The organism is Halopseudomonas oceani, assembly GCF_002903165.1.
GTDB lineage: Bacteria > Pseudomonadota > Gammaproteobacteria > Pseudomonadales > Pseudomonadaceae > Halopseudomonas > Halopseudomonas oceani.
This window is the reverse complement of record NZ_PPSK01000003.1, coordinates 318682-339845: the sequence shown is the minus strand read 5'-3', so window position 1 is coordinate 339845 and position 21164 is coordinate 318682. Positions and strand designations below refer to the sequence as shown.

The following is a 21164-nucleotide window of genomic DNA, read 5'->3' as shown; positions in this document are numbered from 1 at the left end:
AGCTGTCGGTAACGCTACCGTTGAGATCGCCGACTAGCCCACCTATATAGCTATATGCGCCAGTCACGTTGCCCGTTGCGTAGCTGCGGTCGATGCTGCCATTCATCACACCGACGAGGCCGCCGATGTTATCCGTCTGGCCCGTTACAGTGGCGGTGGAGTAGCTATCGGTAATCTGGCCGCTCATCATACCCACCAGCCCGCCAGTCTTGTTGATAGAGTCCAGGGTGCCACTACTGTGGCTGTGTTCAATGGTGCCGTTGAAGGCTCCCGCCAATCCACCGCTGATGCCGCTTGTAGAGACAATATCGCCTTGTACCGAGCTGTGGCTGATGCGACTGTTATTAGTCCCACTACCAACGAGCCCGCCAACTGAGCTTTGTCCGGTGATGGTGGTGTTAGTCAGCCCGATATTGCTGATCTGGCTAGCTGAGATCACCCCAAACAGGCCGACGTAATTGGTATTGGGTCGGTTGATGGTCAGGCCGTTGATAATATGACCCTGGCCATCAAAGCTGCCGGTATAACGGTTAGACCAGTCCCCAATAGGCACAAACCCCGCACCGCCATTCCAGTTGGCGGTGCCGCTGGCGTCGATATCGTTGCTCAGTGCGAAGTGGCTGCTTAACAGGCTGCGTGAGGCGATGCCCTGCAGGCCGTAGAGATCAACAATCTGATAAGCGTTGCCCTCACTGCCGTCACCGCCGTTGGCGCGCAGGAAGCTGGCATTGGTGGTGTTGAGTTGGAAATCCCGGGCAGAAAAGTCTGCCAGTGTAGCGCCCAGCTGGCTCCAGGCGCCGCTTTGCAGATTAAAGGTGCCGACGTTGACGGCGCCGCCTGCGCTGATCGCACCACCTGCGTTGAGGGTCAGGCCGCCGTTGGTCGCGGTGATGGCTTCATTGATCTGAATGTCGTTGTGGGCATCCAGCGAGAGGGTGGTGTTGGCGCTCCAGCTCACTGCACCGTTGACGTACATATCGCCGGGCTCGGTGCCGTCGTCGACGGTGGCCAGTGTGACATTGCTGTATTCCAGATTGTCGCTGAGGGTTATGGCACCAATGCTGCTTTCGGTTGGCAGGTCAATGCTGTCGGTAATGTAAAAATCGGTCGGGTCGATCAGCCATTCACCGGTGTTGCCATTGTTGGCCTTGGTGGTGACCTGGGTGCCGCCAGCGATTTTGACGTGGGCGCCGGAGGTGTCGATAAAACCGCCGTCGCCGCTGTCCGGGGCGGAGGCGTCCAGCGTGCCGGCGACGTTGACCGTGCCGCCGTTAAAGCCACCCTTGAGCACGATGGTGCCGCTGTGGTTTTCCAGGGTTTGTGCCTCAATCATCCCGGTGTTGTTGACCACGGTTTGCAGCACCGCATCGGTGGCGTTGGCGGTCATCACCACCTGGCCGCCGTTGGCGCGAACCAGTTGGTGGTTCTCCGCCAGTGCATTCAGGGTGCCTTCATCCACGGTCACGTTGAGCAGGCCGTCACCGGCAAAGTCCAGGGTGATCTTGTCGCCGGCCGCTAGTGCCACCGTGCCCTGATTGGCCTGAATAATGCCGTGGTTGCTTACCTGCCCGCCGAGCAGGGCGACTGCGCCCTGGTCGGCATTGAGGGTGCCGCGGTTGATTACTGCGGCGTTGTTGCCGTCGCCGCTGAACTGGTAATTGCCATCGTTGAAGTCTTCATCACTGAGACTCAAGGTCGAGGCCACCAGCGCCCCCACGTTGACCGCCGCCCCCTGACCAAACAGCACGCCGTTGGGGTTGACCAGAAACACCTTGCCGTTGGCGTTGAGGTTGCCGTAGATCGCCGAGGCGTCTTCGCCGATCACCCGGTTCAGCGCTACCGAGTTGCTGCCCGGCTGGTAGAAGTTGACCGTATGGCCCGCGCTAATATCGAAGCTGTCCCAGTTGGTGATCAGCCTGTCACTGTTCTGCTGCACGTTCAGGCTGTTGCCATCCTGGCTGATGCTGCCGGAGCCACCGACGATATTGCCGCCGGTGGGCAGGTCGGCGGCGTGCAGGCTGACCGAGATCAGGCTGATGGCGATGGCCAGGGCGGTGGGGGCGAACGTGTGCTGTGTGCGGGTCATGGGTCTGTCCTTTTCTGGTGGCGGGTACTACCCCGTGTTTACGGTCTTGGCAGGCAGTGGACCTAGAACATCCACTGCACCTGACCCCAGAGGTAAACGTCTTCCGGTTCGTCGCTGACGGCTTCCTCACCATCCAGCGAAGTGGCTGCGGTGGCGCTGACCTGCCACTGGTGATGCGGTCGCCAGTAGGCGGCAACCCCGGCACCGGTGAGGTTGCGATGGCGGTCGCCGATAGGCAGCGGGTCCTTGTTGTAGGTGATTTCGCCGGCTTCCAGGAAGGCGCCCAGCTGCCATTGGCCGTTCAGGGCGTAGCGCAGTTCGGTACTGGCCAGCCAGCCCTCATCACCGGAGGCCTCGCCCTGCGGGAAGGCGCGAATGCCGTAGGCGCCGCCCAGACTCATCTTCTCGACGGAATCCAGATTGCCGTCGGCCAGTTGGCCACGCAGGTTCAGGTTCAGGGTGAAGCGCGGGCTGAGACGCTGCTGGCGCAGCAGTGCCAGGTTGACTTTGTGGTAGCGGCCTTCGGTGCCGTAAAAGTCGGATGCGACGGCGTAGGGGCTGTCCAGCGACAGCTCGCCGTGGGTCCAGCTCAGGCGGTAGCTGTTGGCGCTGCCGCCCAGCAGGTCGTCACGCCAGTAGCCGTTGACCAGATCGAGGGTGACGCTGCGCAGGGTTTTCTCGCTGGCGACACCGAGCTGCTCGTCTTCCAGGTCGCGGTAGCGCCATTCGATGCGGCTGGATACGCCCCAGCTGCGTTGCTGCCACCAGTCCTGGCTGGCAAACAGGCTGCCGGTGGCGGCCTTGCCCTTGGCGTTGAGGCTGTCGAAGTCTTTGCCCAGTTCGTATTCCAGCCAGGACAGGCCAAACCCGACACGGGTGTTCCACGGGCCTACTGGCAGTTCGTATTGGGTGCTCAGGTATTTTTGGTCGCCGTCGGAGACCAGCGCCTGCAGTTGCAGGCTGTCACCCAGCCCGAAGGGATTAGCAATGGCAAGGCCGCCGGTCAGGCGGTATTCGCCGTTGTAGGTGTTGCCATAGTTGTCGAGCGACAGTTGCCCGCTCAGCGCTGGCAAGTCGTTTACGTCGATATCCAATGCGCTGGTACCGACCTGTTCACCGCGAGACAGCCGCGAGTTGACCTGGCTGGCGGGCAGCGCATCGAGGCTCATCAGCGCGTTTTCCAGTGCGCCGGCGCGCACGCCGTCGCCGGCGTTCAGGCCGCGGGTGGCGTTCTGCAGCACGCGGTCCGGCAGCGCGCTCTGGTTGTTGAGCCGAACCTGGTCGTATTTGCCTTCGACGATTTGAATGGTCAGGTAGCCGTCATCAATTTCCTGGGGGGGCAGGATGGCGCGGGCGAGCAGCCAGTCGTGCTGGCGATACCAGGCGGTAATCCGGTCGGCGGCCTGTTGCAGTTGCCCAAGGGTGAGGGCTTGGCCGGACAGGTCGAGCAGCAGGGCGGCCAGTTGGTCATCACTGAACGCGGTGTTGCCCGTGAAGCGAAAGCCAAGGATGTTGACGGTTTGCCCACCGGCGGCCTGCTCGCTGGCTGGTGGTGGGGTCAGGGTGGGCGTGTCTGCTGGTGGTTCGGGCGGCAGATCGAGCGGCCTGGTTTCGAGGTCGCGCAGGGCGCCACCGGCGGTTTCTGCGGCCTGCAGCGGCGCTGCTGCAAGGCATGAAATCAGGCCAACGGCCTGCAGACTGGATACGACAGCCAGTTTTTTCACGGAGTCTCCCATCCCTAGTTGCGTTATGCGTTAGTGGAAAGGGGGGAGGGTAGCAATGGGCTATTGCAGCGGCTTCCACTCAGCGCCACAACAGCGGCTGGGAACGGCCTTCAGACGGGCTCCCCAGCCGGTTGCTGAGTACTCGCAAGCTCACGCACTTCGCCGGGCGTGAGACCGAAACGGCGCCGAAACGCACGATAGAACCAGGACGGGTTATTGAAGCCGGCGTCATAGACGATGTCGGCCACCTTTTTATGCGCGTGCGCAGCGCTGCTCAGGCACTGAAACACCCGCTCCAGGCGTAGCCCCAGGACATAGTCGGTAAAGCTTTGGCCTTCCTGTTCGAACATGGCTCGGATGTAGCCGGGCGAGACGCCGTGCCGTTTTGCCAGCCAGCTCAGGGAGGTGTCACCATGCCAGGCACTGATGCGCAGGTCAGCCTTGACTGCGCGCAGTCTGGCCTGCTTGAGGCCGCGATGCCGGGCGGTGATCTCAATATCGCGCGGGGCTCCAACCGAGAGCGCGGCGAGATCCAGCAAGCGGTTGGTGTCGGCGAGGATGTTGAGATCTTCCGGCCCCGGAGCCTGGACCAACTCGATCGCACATTGTGTCAAATGGGTAAATGTTTCGGGGGCTAGCCGGGGTGACTTGCTGGTGCGTTCGATGTCGCCAATCAGCGGGCCGAGCAGTGAGCGCGAGAAGCAGATATTCAGCATGTAGGTCTGGCTACCTTGAAACTCGATGGTGCCGGGGCGGTCGTTGAAGCCGAAGCAGCCAGCACCTGGGCCGCACTCGACCTCGCCAACACCCGCCAGTTCGGAGCGCCAAGCCGTGCGCCCGGTTGGGTTCAGCAACAGGGCGAAGTCATCGTTGCCGTCCTGAATCTGCTGTGAGCGACGTTTTACGGTGAGGGGCGAGGTTCTGATCAGTGCGATAGAAATGCCGGGAAGCAGACGAATGCGGGTTTCTATCTCGGGGGCCTTACCGCGGGGTAGCGAGACATCAATGTTGGCCATGGCGGCGTAGATATCCTGGGAGGCTTCGAGGCGCTCCGCCAGAGGATAGTCTGCAGTGGAAAATGTAATGTAAGCCATGTTGCGAATCGACCTCTTCCTGAGTCGCAGAGTAGCGATTTTCCTGGTTGGAATTTAGTGTCAAACCCGCTTCTGCGACTAGGGACTGCTTTGTTTTTGTACGCACGGCTGTGCACGGATGATTACGCCTGCTGGGGATTATAACCCTGGCGTGGCCGCTCGTGCGCGGGCTGTCTTGGTATCGATTTACAATAACAATGCTACTGCTGCAATGATGCTGGTTCGCGCTTGAGGCAGCGATAGCGGCAGGCAGCCTGGCCTGCCGACCCGACTGCGCCGGGCGGCGTGGTTTTGATGCTGTTCGTTGTTAATAAAAATGATTATCATTGGCGCATAGTCGGCGAATCGAGCTTGCCAGTGACCAGTTCCAATCTAGATCGCGTTTTTATCTGTCAGCGCGCACCGTTGCTGCGCACGCTGCTGAAGATGGTGAAAAATGCCAGCATCGCTGAGGAGCTGGTGCAGGAAACCTATCTGCGCGTGGCGCGCAGCCAGCGTGACAACCCCATTGATTATCTCGAACCTTTCCTCTTCCAGACCGGCCGGAATCTGGCGCTGGATCACCTGCGTCGTGAGCGCATGCAGTCGCGGACCATGCTGGATGATGTGCCCCATGAGGTGGTGGAGTCGGTGCCCGCTCCGGCGTCGTCCAGTGAGGACAGTCTGCATGCAGCGCGCGTGCTGCAGCGGCTGGGCACTGCAGTCGAACAACTAAGCGAACGCCAGCAGCGAATTTTTATTCTCAGCCGGCTGCATGGCAAGGGCGCGGCTGAGATTGCGGCTGAGCTTGGGGTGTCTGCCAGTACTGTGCAAAAAGAGCTGAAGCTGATCATGGCGATCTGCATTACCCTAATAGAACGCCTGTCCCCGCCGGAATGAGTGGCTTTCGCTTGAACCCGCGTTCGGCCAGAATGAGTGCTCCCCCGACCAGAGATTTGCCCGATGCCTGAGCCGCACGGCCCGCAGACTGACGACGACGCGCTGATGAGCGAAGCGCTGGATTGGCTGTTGGCGCTTGAGTCTGCCGATGAAGACTGTCGTGAGCGGTTCCAGGCGTGGCTCGCTGCTTCATCTGAGCATGCGGCAGCGTTTCAGCGGGCCCAGCGCAGTTGGCAATCGCCGTTGCTCGGTGAGGCTGCGCAGCGGTTGGCCACGGCACGGCAGGCCGCCGTGCCGCGTCGCCGTCGGCTGCGACGGTATCTGGCGGTGGCAGCCTCGGTGTTGCTGTTACTGTCGGTTGCGGTGCAGCGCGACATGTTGCTTGACGTGCGTGCCGATCATGTCACCGCGGTGGGGCAGCGTCAGGGGCTCGACCTGGCTGACGGCTCGCACGTCACGTTGAATACTGACACTGCCTTTTCCAGCCAGATTGACGACCAGCGCCGGGTAGCGAATCTGTTGCGTGGAGAAGCCTATTTCGATGTCACTCCCGACAGCAGCCGGCCGTTCGAGGTTAATGCTGGGCCGATCAAGGTGTCGGTGTTGGGCACCGCTTTTGCTGTGCGCTATCAGGGCGATGAAGCCTGGGTGAGCGTTGAGCACGGCTCTGTTGAGGTCCATGCGCAGCGCGATGGCGCGCGGATTCAGCTGGGAGATGGTGACAGTATCCGCATCGGGCCTGATGGCATCGGCCGGCGTGAACGCGACGGTTCGGCTGGGCGCTTTGCCTGGGTGCAGGGGCGGCTGGTGTTTGATGACCAGCCACTGGGGGAGGTGCTGGCTGAGTTGCGCCGCTATTACCCTGGCTGGATCGTCAGCACCGACCCGCGCCTGAACGGAGTGCGGGTAACGGGTAATTACCGGTTGAGTGACCCGCTGAGCGTAGTGCGCTCCCTGGCGCAGGTAACCTCAGCCACCCTGCATGAGTATCCGGCTTTGTTGGTATTGAACTGAGCGGCTGGAGGCAAGAGACCGGGTTCATCAGGGATTTTCGGGGTGAACCGTCTCCTGCGGCCTACCGTTTCGTGCGTGCTCCGTTGTTGTTTCAGCCTTTCGCCTTGACGGCGAGCCAAGGGGGAGCTGTCTTGGCGCAGCAGTCCGGCACGTCATCCCGGCATTCCACGAAGAAACAAAAATAGTTTTACGCGTTGCGGCAACTCGTTCGTCTCGTCTGAATGTAATGCAAACCATTCGCATTAATTGGCTATCCACATTCCAGCAAAGAGACTATCGATGACTGTTCATACCCGGCGCTCGCTGTCCCGGACCCTGTCTGCCACAGGTCTATCGCTTCTGGCTGTTTCCCTGTCCTGCACTCTGGCCCCGCAGGCCTTCGCCGCGGACGCCGTTGTTCTGGCGCGCGCGGAGCATCAGGCCAACTACCGCTTTGTCATTCCCTCACAGCCGCTGGTAGCAGCCCTTAACGCTTTTAGTGAGACCACCGGCTGGCAGGTTGGCCTGCAGGCGGAGCTGGCAGGGGCGTTGCAATCGCGGGGGATTACCGGGCGGATGTCGGCCCAGCGGGCGCTGGAGCGGATGCTGGAGGGTACTGGCCTGACTTACCAGAGCGTGGGTGAGCGCAGTGTGGTTTTGGTCAGTGCCGAGCAGACCAGTGAGCTGCAGCCGATCACGGTGACGGCAACGCGCCACGTTCGTGAACTTGATGACGTGCCTGTTGTGGTGAGCGTGCTGGACCGGGATCAGCTGGATCAGCGGAACGTCAACGATATCAAGGACCTGGTGCGCAACGAGCCGGGTGTGTCTGTGGGCGGCAGCGGTCAGCGGTCTGGGATCACCGGTTACAATATCCGCGGTATTGATGGTGATCGGGTGCTGACGCAGGTGGATGGCGTGGAAGTGCCCAACAGCTTTTTCAATGGCCCGTATGCCAATACGCAGCGCAACTACGTTGATCCGGAGATTGTGAAGCGGGTGGAAATTCTCCGCGGTCCGGCATCGGCGCTGTACGGCAGCAGCGCCATCGGTGGCGCCGTGAGTTACTTTACGCTCGACCCGGAAGACATCATCAAGCCCGGACGAGATACTGGCGCCCGGCTCAAGGCCGGTTACAGCTCGGCCGATGACAGTTGGCTGACCTCGGGAACCGTGGCAGCGCGCCAGGGTGACGTTGATGTGCTGCTGCACCTGTCCCAGCGCAATGGGCACGAGACCGAATCCTACGGCAACACTGGTGGCATCGGCCTCGACCGCACCGAAGCCAACCCCGAAAATGTGCGCACCACCAATATTCTGGCCAAGCTGGGCTGGGACTACAGCGACAATGGTCATTTGCAGTTCACTTACGAGCACTACAAGGATGACCGCGACACCAATCAATTGAGCGCGGTGGGTGGGCCTTACAACGCCGGCAGCGGTTTTGGCTACTATGAGTCGCGTGAAGGAAACGACACTATCAGCCGTGAGCGGTTCGGCCTGACTCACACGCTGATGCTCGACAGCCTACTGGCGGACAACCTGAAGTGGAGCCTGAACTACCAACTGGCGAAGACCGACCAGAATACGGCTGAGCATTACGTGCCGAAGAACTTCATGACCGGTGCGCCGACGCGGGATGTGATGCGCTATCGCGACACGACCTACAAGGATCGCCAGTGGTTTCTGGACGGCCAGCTCGACAAGGCTTTCAGCGTCGGTCACAGCGAGCACCTGCTGACCTATGGCTTCTCAGCCAGGCATCAGGAAGTGACCGGCCTGCGCACCGGTTACGGCATTTGCCTGCAGGCGCTGAGCTCCAGCTGTGCGGCGGTCGGTGACATCAGCACCAGTTCCTCCGACACCTTGACGCCTCAAAGCGATTTTCCCGACCCGACCATTGAGGTCTACAGCCTGTTTCTGCAGGACGAAATTCGCTGGAACAACTGGACCTTCCTGCCAGGGCTTCGCTACGACCGCACCCAGCTGTCACCCGAGTTGACGGACCAGTTTCTGGCCACTGTCGGTAGCGCTGGCGTGTCCGAGTTTAATGATCAGGATCGCGTCTGGCACCGGGTGTCACCGAAGTTGGGCGCAACGTATGCCTTCAACGACAGCTATAGCCTGTTTGCTCAGTACGCCGAGGGTTTCCGCACGCCGACGGCCAAAGCGCTCTTCGGTCGTTTCGAGAACCTGGCTGGCGGCTATACGGTAGAGCCAAACCCGGACCTGGAACCGGAAAAGAGCCGTGGGCTGGAAGTGGGGCTGCGTACCCGCTCCGCACTGGGTAGCTTTGATCTTGCGTTGTTCTACAACCGCTATCGCGACTTTATCGACGAGAATGCACTGACGCCCGGCTACACCAGCGACAGCTTCCAGAGCCAGAATATCGCCCACGCCAGTATCCGTGGTGCAGAGGTCAAGGGGCGACTGAATCTGGATCAGATTGGCGCCATGTCCGGTCTATACGCAGAGGGTTCTGTGGCCTATGCCCGCGGGCGCAACGATGATACCGGCGCGCCGCTGAACAGCATCAATCCGCTCACTGGCGTGTTTTCCCTGGGGTATGAGCAGGAGCGCTTTGGCGGCGAGCTGAGCTGGACTCTGGTCAAGCGCAAGACGCGCATTGATGAGTCGAGCCTCAATGTCCCAGATGGTACAACCAGCCAGTTTGCCACCCCTGGTTTCGGCCTGCTTGATCTGACTGGCCACTACCGCATCACCGATGATCTGATGCTCAACGCCGGGCTCTATAACCTGACCGACAAGAAGTACTGGCTGTGGGATGACCTGCGTGGCTACGACAGCGTCGGGGAGGCCAGCGTTACCAGCCCGGCCAATCTGGATCGCCTGACTCAGCCCGGCCGTAACTTCGCTGTCAATCTGGTCTGGGATATCTGATCAGCCGCTGTGCGCTGGCGGGGTGGGGAGCGTTATGTGGCCTCGCCGTCAGCGCGGCGGTCTGTTTGCATATTGTAATGATAATAACTATCATTCTCCGCTTTGGCGCGGGCCCTGCCTGGGCTCGGTTCAACTGTGCATGATCTGCTGTGCTGAGGCAGACGCGCTAACGCGGTGAGTGCTTATGTCGTTTTCTTTCGTTTGGGGTGTGTTCGCATGACAGCCGTCTCCGCGCCTCATATTGTGTCCCGGGTGGTCGCTGCCATCTTTGGTTCCTACGCCTTTATCTGGGGCGTTATTTCCCTGGGTGTGGTGAGCTTGAGTGCCATCGGCGTCGACTTTCACAGTGCCGAGCTGAGCATGCTGCTGCTCGGAGTGCTGCTCTATATCGCGCTCTTTATCTGGGTGTTCTCAATCAAGAGCCTGCTGCGGATCTGGCTGGTGCTGGGGCTCGGTGCGGCTCTAATGTTATCGGCAGCCTGGTTGCTGCAGCCCTTGCTGCTTTGCCAGGAGGCCACATGCTGAACCACTTCCGTCTCTCCATGGCCTGGGTACACACCTGGTTCGGGCTGGTGCTTGGCTTTGTGCTGATGGTGGCTTTCTTCTTTGGTTCGCTGTCGGTGTTTGACCGCGAGATCGACCGCTGGGCGGTGCCGGCAACCCGTTTTGCGCCGCAGCCGATGCCATCCTACGATCATCTGCTGGCCGATGTGTATGCCCGCCTCAAGCCGGATCCGGTCGATATGGCGGCGACGGCCAAACGGGTCGTCGGCGAGCTGCCAGCGGCCGATACCATGCCGTTGGTATCGTTGTTTGCCTACACCACGCACCGTGATCCGGTGCTGCTGATCGGCGGCGAGTTTGGCATTCCGAATCAGCCGAAGAATCCCGCCGACGATCATTTGCATGTGCATGGTCGGGCGACGGTGGATCCGCGCACCGGTGAGTTTCTGCCGGATGACGCTCTGAAGATCGGCAGTGACTGGTTTTACCCGCTGCATTACAGCCTGAATCTGAACTGGATGCGGCTGGGAATTTACGTGGTCGGTCTGGCGGGGCTGGCGATGCTGGTGGCGCTGGTCACCGGGGTAATAATGCATCGCAAGGTATTCCGCGAGTTTTTTACCTTCCGTCCGAACAAGCGCCTCCAGCGCAGCGCGTTGGATCTGCACAACATGACCGGTGTGGTTGCGCTGCCCTTTCACTTCTTCTTTGCCTTTACCGGGGTGCTGATCTTTGCCGGGTTTTACTATTTCCCGGTGACGCACACCTTGCTCAAGCCACTGCACGATCAGCATGAAGTGCTGGAGGCGGCGGATACTGGCCTGCCCCACGATGAGGCTGGCGTTCCCGCGCCGCTGGCGTCAGTGGACGCCATGGTGGCCGAGGCAAAACGCATCTGGGCCGAGCGTGACATGGCAGGAGAGGTCGGCTTTCTGACCATCAAGCATCTCGGTGATGCCAACGGGTATGTGAGCATTTACCGCGCTGGCAGCGACCGGGTCGCGCTGGTCGGCGAGGGCATTCATTTCAAGGCAAGTACCGGTGAACTGCTGCGTGAGGATCCGCCACGCAGCCCGGTGGAGAGCATTGCGCAGTTTCTGACCGGTCTGCATCTGCAGCACTTCGAGCATTGGGCCTTGCGCTGGCTGTATGTGTTGGGTGGTTTGCTGGGCTGTGTCTGTATCGCCACGGGGTTTGTGTTTTTTGTCGAGAAGCGCAAGCAGGATCACGCCCGTCGAGGGCTGCAGGGTAGCCGTATCGTTGACGCACTGGCGGTCACGACGGTGACGGGTATGGTGCTGGCAGCGGTCGCCATGCTGGTGGCAAACCGGGTGCTGCCGGAGGCAATGGCCGGCAAGGGCGAGTGGGAGAAAGCGGTGTTTTGGGGGGTGTGGGTGCTAGCCCTGTTGCATGCAAGCTGGCGCAGCTCGCCGGTTGCCAAGGCTTGGCGCAATCCCGCCTGGGCGGAGCAATGCTGGTTGCTGGTGGCGCTGTCGGTTGCCGCAGTGCTGCTGAACTGGATCACAACGGGAGACCACCTGCTCAAGACTGTGCTGATCGAACCCTACTGGCCGGTTGCCGGCGTTGATCTCAGCTTGCTTGGCTGCGCGGTGCTGGCGGCGTGCTGTGCGCGTAAACTGGCGAAGCCGAAAACGGTTTCGGCCGCGGCGCGGGGTGCGGAGGTGGTGTATGACTGACACGCTCTGGTTACTCTGCGCGGCGCTGCTGATGCTGCTGGCAACCTGCTGGCTGGCGCTGTCGCTGCAAAGCCACTGGCGCCAGGTGTTTGCCCGGACTGATGCGACGCCTGCGGCCAAACGCCTGCGTGCAGCTGGCTGGACTGCGCTGTTGCTGTCTGCACTGTGCTGCCTGAAGGCGGATCACCCGTCGATGGCTGTGCTGGTCTGGTTCACCCTCTTCTCTGCGGCAGCCATGACAACCAGCATGCTGCTTAGCTATCGCCCGCTCTGGCTGCGTCTGGTCTGCCCGCCATTGTTGCGCCTGTCCTGAACCACGGATAGCACCGGACATGTTTCAGGCAACGGCACTGAGGCTGTTCCGGTGTTTGGTCAGAAGTTGGTAAAAGTATGTAAATTCGCTACTTCCATGGGCTGATCTTCCCTACAGTCTGGCATTCGAAGCAGCGGTTTACGCTGTAGCTGTTCAGTTAACGGATTACACGCCCATGCCTCTCCCGCAATCGTCCCGTTCCCTTCGCAACCGGTTACTGCTGGCCGCAGCCATCCTTGCGGCCGGCACCCTCACCTGGTACCAGTTTGGCGGCGACGCCGACAGCGCCAAGCCCGACAATCTGCGGCGTATGGGCTGGGATGCGCCTGCTGTGGTTCGGGTCGAACCGGCGGAGCTGGGGCAGCTGGACGTGCGGATCAAGTCGATCGGGACCGTCACACCGCTCAATACTGTCATGGTGCAGAGCCGGGTTAGTGGTGTGCTGGACAAGGTGGTGTTCGAGGAGGGCGCACGGGTGGAGCAGGGTGACCTGCTGGCCGAGATCGACCCTTCGTCCTATCGCGCCCAGCTGGATCAGGCTGAAGGCCAGTTGCAGCAGGACATCGCCAAGCTGGAGAATGCCCGCGCTGATTTGGCGTTGTATGAGCAGCTCTGGGAACAGGACTCCATTGCTCGCCAGAAACTGAGCGCCCAGCGCGCGCTGGTGCAGGAATTGCTCGGCACGGTCCGTGCTGATCAGGCGCGGGTTGATGATGCTCGTCTGCAGCTATCCTGGACGCGGATCACCGCGCCGTTGTCTGGCCGGCTCGGTCTGCGCAAGGTTGATCAGGGCAATCTGGTGACTGGCAGCGAAGCCGAGGGGCTGGTCAGCATCACCCAGACTCAGCCGATTGCGGTCAACTTTACCGTGCCGGAGGTAGACGTACCGGCGCTGCGCGAGGCGCGTCGCGGTGAAGCGGCGTTGAAAGTTGAGGTACTTGATCGCACTGAACAACGGGTGCTGGCCACCGGCGAGCTGACCACCCTCGACAATCAGATTGATACCAGCACGGGCACACTGCGGGTACGGGCCCAGTTCGCCAACGACGACGAGGCGCTGTTTCCCAACCAGTTCGTTAACGTGCATCTGCGGTTGAAGACGCTGGACGCGGTGGTGACCATTCCTTCCGATGCCGTGCAATTTGGGACTGAGCGCAGCTATGTCTATGTCGTACAGGACGACAAGGCCTATGTGCGCAATGTGGTGCTGGGCGCCGCCACGGACGGCCGCGTAGCGGTCACCGAGGGGCTGGCGCCGGGCGAATTGGTGGTGTTGGAAGGGCTGGATCGGCTGCGTGACGGCAAAGAGGTCAATATTCCCGATGGTGACGCTGGCTCATCGGTGAATGCCGAACGCCGCAGCCCGCCGCCGGCCAACTGAGGCGGGGTGATGAAAGGTCTCTCGACTCCCTTCATTCTGCGCCCGGTAGCGACCTCGCTGCTGATGCTGGCGTTTCTAATCGCCGGCCTGGTTTCCTGGCGGTTGCTGCCGGTCGCTGCGCTGCCGCAGGTGGATTACCCGATCATTCAGGTGTTTACCTTTCAGCCGGGTGCCGGGCCGGAGGTAACGGCGCGCACCATCACCGCACCGCTGGAACGCTACCTCGGGCAGATTCCGGGCCTGAAGCAGATGTCCTCGACCAGCTCCGGCGGGGCGTCGGTCATTACCCTGCAGTTTGATCTTGGCGAGGATCTGGGCGTTGCCGAGCAGGAAGTGCAGGCCGCAATGAATACCGCCGACAGCCTGCTGCCGAATGATCTGCCAACGCCGCCGATCTACCGCAAGGTTAACCCGGCGGACGCGCCAATCCTGACCTTGGCGATTACCTCCGACAGCCTGCCGCTGCCGGAGGTGCACGACCTTGTCGACACCCGGATGGCGCAGAAACTGGCGCAGATTTCTGGTGTTGGTCTGGTTAGCCTGGCCGGTGGTCAGCGGCCAGCGGTGCGGGTGCTGGTCAACCCGATGGCGCTGGCGTCCTACGGGCTGAGTCTTGATCAGGTGCGCCAAAGCATTGCCGCCACCAACGTCAACCAGCCCAAGGGCAGTTTCGACGGCCCGACCCGCAACACCATGCTCGATGCCAACGATCAGATTCGCTCGGTCGAGGATTACCGCAAGCTGATCCTCACCTGGCAGGACGGTGCACCGCTGCGGCTCGGTGACATTGCCACCATCATCGACGGTGCCGAAGACCGTTTTCTTGCTGCCTGGGCCAACGGCCAGCCGGCGGTGCTGCTGAATGTCCAGCGTCAGCCGGGTGCCAACGTCATCGAGGTCACTGACCGGGTGCGTGAGTTGCTGCCGCAGCTGGCCGGCACCCTGCCGTCGGCGGTGGATGTCACCGTGTTGACCGACCGTACCCACAGCATTCGCGCCTCGGTACGTGACACCCAGAAGGAACTGCTGTTTGCGGTCGCGCTGGTGGTATTGGTCACGTTCGTCTTCCTGCGCAGCATTCCGGCGACCATCATCCCCAGCATCGCGGTACCGCTGTCGCTGGTCGGCACCTTTGCCTTCATGTACCTGATGGACTTCTCGGTCAACAACCTGACCCTGATGGCGCTGACCATTGCCACCGGCTTTGTGGTGGATGACGCCATCGTCATGCTGGAGAACGTGGCACGGCACCGGGAGATGGGCGAAACGCCGATGCAGGCGGCGCTCAAGGGCGCGGGCGAGATCGGTTTTACCCTGATGTCGCTGACCTTCTCGTTGGTCGCGGTGCTGATTCCGCTGTTGTTCATGCCGGATGTGGTGGGGCGGCTGTTCCACGAGTTTGCCATCACGCTGGCGGTGGCTATCGTTATCTCGCTGGTGGTGTCGCTGACGCTGACACCGATGATGTGCGCGCGCATGCTCAGCACACCGCCGCAGGAGAAGGCTGACGGTCTGTTGCATCGGGTGATCGAGCGCTACGGTCGAGCGCTGGATTGGGTGCTGGACCGCCAGACGCCGGCGCTGCTGGTGATGCTCGGTACCATCGCCTTGACCGGGCTGCTGTACCTGGCGGTCGACAAGGACTTCTTCCCGGTGCAAGACAGCAATGTGATCCAGGTGGTCACCGAAGGCCCGCAGGACATTTCCTTTACCGCCATGGCCGAGCGGCAGCAGCAGCTGGCCAAGGCGCTGCTGCAGGACCCGGGCATCGAGAGCCTGTCTTCGTTCATCGGCGTGGATGGCGTCAACGTCACGGTCAACAGCGGCCGGATTCTGATCAACCTGCCGCCGCATGATCAGCGTGACGAAAGTCTGTTCGAGGTGATGGCGCGGCTGCGTGAGCGTGCCGCCAGCGTTAACGGCATCAGCGCCTGGTTCCAGCCGGTACAGGAGCTGACCATCGAGGATCGGGTCAGTCGCACGCAGTACCAGTTCAGCCTGACCAGTCTCGACAGCGCGGCACTGCACGAGTGGGTGCCGCAGATGGTTGCCGCGCTGAATGCCCGCCCGGAACTGAGCGACGTGGCGGCCGACCTGCAGCAGCGCGGCATGCAGGCCTACGTAGACATCGACCGTGATGCCGCTGCGCGTTTTGGGCTGGACGTCACTGATGTGGCAGATACGCTCTACAACGCCTTCGGCCAGCGCCAGATTGCGACTCTGTTCACCCAGTCAAACCAGTACCGGGTGATCATGGAGGTTGATCCGCAATTTGCCGGTGACCCGGAGAGTTTGCGGCGTCTATTCATCACTACCTCAGACGGCGGCTCAGTACCGCTGGCCAGTGTGGCTCGGGTGCAGCAGCGTACAGCGGCGCTGCTGATCAACCATCAGGGCCAGTTCCCCGCCACCACAGTGTCGTTCAATCTGGCGGATGGCGCGTCGCTTGGTGAAGCCGTTCAGGCGATTGAAGAGGTGCAGCAGGCTCTGGCGTTGCCGGTCACCATCGAGCTGCGCTTTCAGGGCGCGGCCGAGGCGTTTCGGGCGTCGCTCGGCAACACTCTGTGGCTGATTCTGGCTGCGGTGCTGACCATGTACATCGTGCTGGGTGTGCTTTACGAGAGCACCATTCACCCGGTCACCATTCTCTCGACCCTGCCTTCGGCTACGGTCGGCGCGCTGCTGGCGCTGTTGCTGACCGACCGGGCGCTGGACATGATCTCGGTGGTCGGCATCGTGCTGCTGATCGGTCTGGTGAAGAAGAACGGCATCATGATGGTCGACTTTGCCCTGGAGGCGCAGCGCAATCAGGGCATGAGCCCGCGTGAGGCGATTCACCGGGCGGCGATGTTGCGCTTTCGGCCGATTCTGATGACCACGCTGGCGGCGCTGTTTGGCGCATTGCCGCTGATGCTGGCCAGTGGTTCCGGTGCCGAGCTGCGTCAGCCGCTGGGGGTGGTGATGGTCGGCGGTCTGCTGGTCAGCCAGGTGCTGACGCTGTTTACCACGCCGGTGGTGTACCTGTTCTTTGATCGGCTGTCTGGCAAGCCTGCGGTGCAGCCGGCAGAGGCGCTGGAGTGAACACCGGCCTGCTGCATCGCCCGATCGGGCTGGCGCTGGCGGCCGTGGCGCTGGTGCTGTCCGGCCTGCTGTGCTGGCGGCTGCTGCCGGTCGCGCCGTTGCCGCAGCTGGATGTGCCGATGATTGTGGTCACCGCCAGTCTGCCAGGAGCTAGCCCCGAGAGCATGGCGACCACGGTGGCAACACCGCTGGAGCGGGCGCTCGGCAGTATCTCCGGGGTCACCGATATTTCCTCCAACAGTAGTCAGGGTGCGGCGCAGATCGCGCTGACCTTTGAGCTGGATCGTGATCTCAACGAGGCCGCGCGGGAGGTCCAGGCAGCGATCAACGCGGTGCGCGGCGAGCTGCCTGCGGGCATGCCGGGCAACCCGGAGTACCGTAAGATTGATCCGTCACAGGCGCCGATCATGGGGTTGGCACTGAGTTCACCGAACCTGACGCCGAGTGAGTTGTACGACATTGGCTCGACCATTCTGGCGCAGAAACTGGCGCAGATTTCCGGGGTGGGCGAGGTCAGCGTGGATGGCGCGTCGCTGCCGGCAGTTCGCGTGCAGCTCGATGCCGGTGCACTGCTGCATTACGGTATTGCCCTGGACGAGGTACGCAGCGCCATCGCCAACAGCAATGCGTTGCGCCCGCTCGGGGTGATCGAGCAGGGCGAGCATCGCTGGCAGGTGCAGACCAGCGATTCGCTGCGCACCGCGGCGGCCTACCGTCAGCTGGTGATCCGCTACAAGGATGGCGCGGTGGTGCGCCTCGGTGATGTCGCCAGGGTCACCGACTCGGTGGAAGACCGCTACAGCAGCGGCTTTCACAACGAGCGTCAGGCGGTGGTGCTGAGCATCAGTCGGCAAAGCGGCGCCAATATCGTCGAGACCATCGACAACATTTATGCGCGACTGCCGCAACTGATCAACCTGCTACCCGAAGACGCCCAGCTGTCGGTGGTGATGGACCGCTCGCCGGTGATCCGCGCGACCCTGCGCGAGGCGCAGATTTCCCTGCTGCTGGCGGCGTTGCTGGTGGTTGCCGTGGTCTGGCTGTTCCTCGGCAACCTGCGTGCGGCGTTGATCCCGTCGGCGGCGATACCGGTGTCGTTGATCGGCAGCTTTGTGGTTATGTACTTCTGTGGCTTCTCGCTGAATAACCTGTCGCTGATGGCGCTGATTGTTGGCGCCGGGCTGGTGGTGGATGATGCCATCGTGGTGTTGGAGAACGTCCAGCGGCATATGGCGGACGGCCTGTCACCATTGGCCGCCGCAGCGCGCAGCGCGGGTGAACTGCGCTTTACCCTGATCGCCATGACACTGGCTCTGGCGGTGGTATTTGCCTCGATTCTGTTGCTGGGGGGCTTGATCCGGCAGCTGTTTGAGGAGTTCTCCATCACTCTGGTTGCCGCCATGCTGATCTCGCTGCTGGTGTCGCTGACGCTGACGCCGAGTCTGTGCGCGCTCTGGTTGAAGCCGAGCACAGCAGGGCAGGAGACGGCGACGCAAGACTCGGTCTTTGCGGGCTTGCGCCGTGGCTACGACCGTTCGCTGGGCTGGACGCTGAACCATCGACCGGTGGCGCTGCTGGTGTTGCTGGCGGCTATCGGTAGCAGTGTCTGGTTGGCGGCAAATCTGCCGGAGGAAGCGTTGCCGCAGCAGGATTCCGGGCAGATTCGCGGTTTTTTGCGCGGCGATGACGGCATGTCGTTCCAGGTTATGCAGCCGAAGATCGAGGTTTTCCGGCAGTACATTCTGGCCGACCCGGCGGTCGCCGACCTGACTGGCACCAGCGGCGGCAGTGGTGGTCTGACTAACGCCCAGCTGACCATTCGGCTCAAACCGCTGGCCGAACGCAAGGTGTCCGCTCAGGCGGTGGTCGATCGCCTGCGCGCCAACGCACCCGCAGTGCCGGGTGTGTTGATGATGCTGATGGTCGATCAGGATCTGCATTTCCGCCCGCCGTATCGGCACAGCGAATACGAGGTACTGCTGCGCTCGGACTCGCTGGCGCAGCTGAAGGTGTGGTCGCGCAAGGTCGCCCAGGCGATGATGCAGAGCCCGCTGCTGGTGGATGTGGATTCGATGGACGGCGACGAGACCCGTCAGGTGGTGCTCGATATCGACCGCGAAGCCGCCCGACGTCTCGGCGTCGACATGCAGACCATCGCCTCGACCCTGAATAACTCCTTCTCTCAACGTCAGGTTGCCACCCTGTACGACGAGCTAAACCAGTATCGGGTGGTGATGGAGCTGGACTCGCGCTACACCGAGCGCCCTGAAGTTCTGGCCCAGCTCGAGGTCATGGGCTCGGATGGGCAGCGGGTGCCGCTCTCCAGCTTCGCCACCTGGGGCTATGGCATGGCCGAAGACCGCGTGCGCCACGAAGGGCAGTTTGCCTCAATGGGCGTGGGGTATGCGCTGGCGCCGGGCGTCACCGAGGCGCAGGCCAAGGAGGCCATCGCGCAGATTCTCAACGAGGTAATGCTGCCGAGCGATGTGCATGAGGCACCGCCGTCGGCCAACGATTTTGGCGCTGCGTTAGAGCCGTGGATCTTTGTTGCCGTGCTGCTGGCGGTGTATTTGGTGCTCGGTGTGCTTTACGAGAGTACGCTGCATCCGCTGACCATTCTCTCGACCCTGCCGCCGGCCGGGCTGGGCGCGCTGCTGGCGCTCAAGTTCGGCGGCCAGAGTCTGAGTCTGATCGCCATGCTTGGGCTGTTCCTGTTGATCGGTATCGTGATGAAGAACGCCATCATGATGATCGACTTCGCGCTGGAGCTGCAGCGCCGCGAAGGGCTCAATCCGCAGCAGAGCATTCACCGTGCCGCGCTGCTGCGCCTTCGACCGATTCTGATGACCAACCTCGCCGGTATGCTCGGCGCGGTGCCGTTGATCATGGGCTTTGGCGAAGGTGCCGAGATGCGCCGCCCGCTGGGGATCACCATTTTTGGTGGCTTGGCGCTGAGCCAATTGCTGACGCTGTACACCACGCCGGCGGTCTATCTGTATCTGGAAAACCTGCGTCAGCGCGTGTTGCGCCGTGGCGCAGCCGAACGTTCCTCACCTTCAACCTGATCGGGGCTGTTACCGATGAAGCTCTCCCTGCTGTCTACCTCTGTTGTTCTGGCCACTGCGCTGATTGGCGGCTGTACGCTCGGCCCGGATTACCGGGTGCCGACCACGGTCGAGCCCTCAGCGCTGCGCTATGACCAGGGCTGGCAGCCGGTGCCGGCGCAGAGCTGGGCAGCCAGCGGGCGCTGGTGGGAAGTGTTTGGCGATGCCGCGCTGAACGCGCTGATTGAGGAGGCCAATCAGCGCAACCAGACGCTGGCACAGTCCGAGGCGCGTTATCGCGCAGCATTGGCGCAGCGCAGGCTGAGCACCGGCGAATACAGCCCAACCCTGAGCGCGGCGCTGGATACCGCACGCAGCGGCGGCAGTGAAGTCAGCACCGGGACCCGCAGCAGCGCGCAGCTGGGTATCAGTTGGGAGCTGGATCTGTGGGGGCGGGTGCGCCGTCAGGTCGAATCCGATACCGCTGCGCTGGAAGCCAGTGCGGCGGATCTGGCCGCCGCCCGGCTGTCGATTCAGTCGGCCGTGATCAACAGCTACATCAATCTGCGCGCCCAAGACCTGCAGTATCGGCTGCTGGAGCAGACGCTGGCGTCCTCAGCCCGTTCGGCCCAGCTGACGCGCAACCAGTACGACGCCGGCATCGTCTCCCGCGCCGACGTGATTCAGGCCGAAACTCAGCTGCAGTCACTGCGCAGTGACCTGTACGACCTGCAGAATCAGCGGGCCTTGGAGCAAAACACCATTGCCGCGCTGCTGGGCCGTGCACCGATCGATTTGCAGCTGGAGGTGGTCGAGGCGCTGCCCGCGGTGCCGCCGATTCCGGCGCAACTGCCAGCGGAGCTGATTGCCCGCCGCCCGGATGTGGTCTCTGCCGAGCGCGGCGTCGCAGCAGCCAACGCCGATATCGGCGTCGCCATCACCGCTTGGTTGCCCACCCTGACACTGGGCGGCAGCGCTGGTGTCAACGGCAGTTCGATCAGCGATCTGTGGGATGCGCCAGTGCGGGTCTGGTCGGTTGGGCCGAGTCTGGCGCAAACGCTGTTTGACGGCGGCCGACGCAGTGCTGCCCGAGACGCTGCCCTGGCGCGTTACGACGAACAGGTCGCCGCCTACCGCCAGACCGTTCTCGACGCGCTGGCCGATGTGGAAAATGCGCTGGCGACCACTGCAATTTTGCGCGAGAAAGCCGTGCAGCAGGATCGGCTGGTTGAGCTGGCCGAGGAGAACGAACGGGTAATCACCAATCGCTACCAGTCCGGTCTGGTTTCCTATCTGGAGGTGTCGATTGCCCAGAACACGACACTCAGCGCCAAACGTGGACGCATTAGTGTCACCAGCGCCCAGCTTTCCGCGGCTGCCGAGTTGGCCTCGGCCATCGGCGGCGGCTGGCAGGTGGGCGATGATGTGGGGGATGCAGGAGAACGGAAAGCGCCGTGAGGCGCAGTT

13 protein-coding genes are annotated in these 21164 nt (G+C 62.1%); 10 read left to right on the top strand and 3 right to left on the bottom strand.

All coding sequences use genetic code 11. The features are described 5' to 3' along the window. The 3 genes from C1949_RS05595 to C1949_RS05585 all read right to left on the bottom strand — a co-directional run. Positions 1-2086 (bottom strand): two-partner secretion domain-containing protein (locus tag C1949_RS05595; RefSeq protein WP_146040294.1); only part of this gene is annotated, 2086 nt, incomplete at its 3' end. A 62-nt stretch (positions 2087-2148) separates the two neighbouring features. After that, positions 2149-3810: a ShlB/FhaC/HecB family hemolysin secretion/activation protein gene (locus tag C1949_RS05590; protein ID WP_170063006.1), complete on the bottom strand. Its 1662-nt coding sequence runs from the start codon at positions 3808-3810 to the stop codon at positions 2149-2151. A 110-nt stretch (positions 3811-3920) separates the two neighbouring features. After that, the gene (locus C1949_RS05585) at positions 3921-4904 is read right to left on the bottom strand and encodes a helix-turn-helix transcriptional regulator (RefSeq protein WP_104737473.1); all 984 of its coding nucleotides are present in this window, start codon (positions 4902-4904) and stop codon (positions 3921-3923) included. A 357-nt stretch (positions 4905-5261) separates the two neighbouring features. Here C1949_RS05585 and C1949_RS05580 point away from each other — a divergent pair, with 357 nt between their 5' ends. From C1949_RS05580 to C1949_RS05535, 10 genes are all read left to right on the top strand, one after another. After that, positions 5262-5783, top strand: coding sequence for an RNA polymerase sigma factor (locus tag C1949_RS05580; protein ID WP_104737496.1), 522 nt, complete (start codon positions 5262-5264; stop codon positions 5781-5783). Between the two features lie 63 nt (positions 5784-5846). After that, the gene (locus tag C1949_RS05575) at positions 5847-6797 is read left to right on the top strand and encodes a FecR family protein (RefSeq protein WP_104737472.1); all 951 of its coding nucleotides are present in this window, start codon (positions 5847-5849) and stop codon (positions 6795-6797) included. Positions 6798-7076: 279 nt separating this feature from the next. Continuing rightward, positions 7077-9677, top strand: coding sequence for a TonB-dependent receptor (locus C1949_RS05570; protein WP_104737471.1), 2601 nt, complete (start codon positions 7077-7079; stop codon positions 9675-9677). A gap of 216 nt (positions 9678-9893) precedes the next feature. Next, positions 9894-10202 (top strand): iron uptake protein, encoded by a 309-nt coding sequence (locus C1949_RS05565; protein WP_104737470.1) that lies wholly within the window; start codon positions 9894-9896, stop codon positions 10200-10202. Next, positions 10196-11878, top strand: a complete 1683-nt coding sequence (locus tag C1949_RS05560; protein ID WP_104737469.1) for a PepSY-associated TM helix domain-containing protein — start codon at positions 10196-10198, stop codon at positions 11876-11878. Before C1949_RS05565 ends, C1949_RS05560 begins: the two co-directional genes overlap by 7 nt. Further along, positions 11871-12191 carry a DUF3325 domain-containing protein gene (locus tag C1949_RS05555; protein WP_104737468.1) on the top strand — a complete coding sequence of 107 codons (321 nt, stop codon included), beginning with the start codon at positions 11871-11873 and terminating at the stop codon, positions 12189-12191. The genes C1949_RS05560 and C1949_RS05555 overlap by 8 nt, the downstream gene beginning before the upstream one ends. Positions 12192-12366: 175 nt before the next feature. Beyond that, positions 12367-13572 (top strand): efflux RND transporter periplasmic adaptor subunit, encoded by a 1206-nt coding sequence (locus C1949_RS05550; RefSeq protein ID WP_211287076.1) that lies wholly within the window; start codon positions 12367-12369, stop codon positions 13570-13572. Between the two features lie 9 nt (positions 13573-13581). Next, entirely contained in the window at positions 13582-16653 is a 3072-nt protein-coding gene (locus C1949_RS05545; protein WP_104737467.1) for a multidrug efflux RND transporter permease subunit, read from the top strand. Further along, on the top strand, positions 16650-19718 hold the full coding sequence (locus tag C1949_RS05540) for an efflux RND transporter permease subunit (protein ID WP_104737466.1): 3069 nt from the start codon (positions 16650-16652) through the stop codon (positions 19716-19718). The genes C1949_RS05545 and C1949_RS05540 overlap by 4 nt, the downstream gene beginning before the upstream one ends. A 15-nt stretch (positions 19719-19733) precedes the next feature. Further along, positions 19734-21155, top strand: a complete 1422-nt coding sequence (locus C1949_RS05535) for an efflux transporter outer membrane subunit (RefSeq protein ID WP_104737465.1) — start codon at positions 19734-19736, stop codon at positions 21153-21155. The last annotated feature ends 9 nt before the right edge of the window (positions 21156-21164 follow it).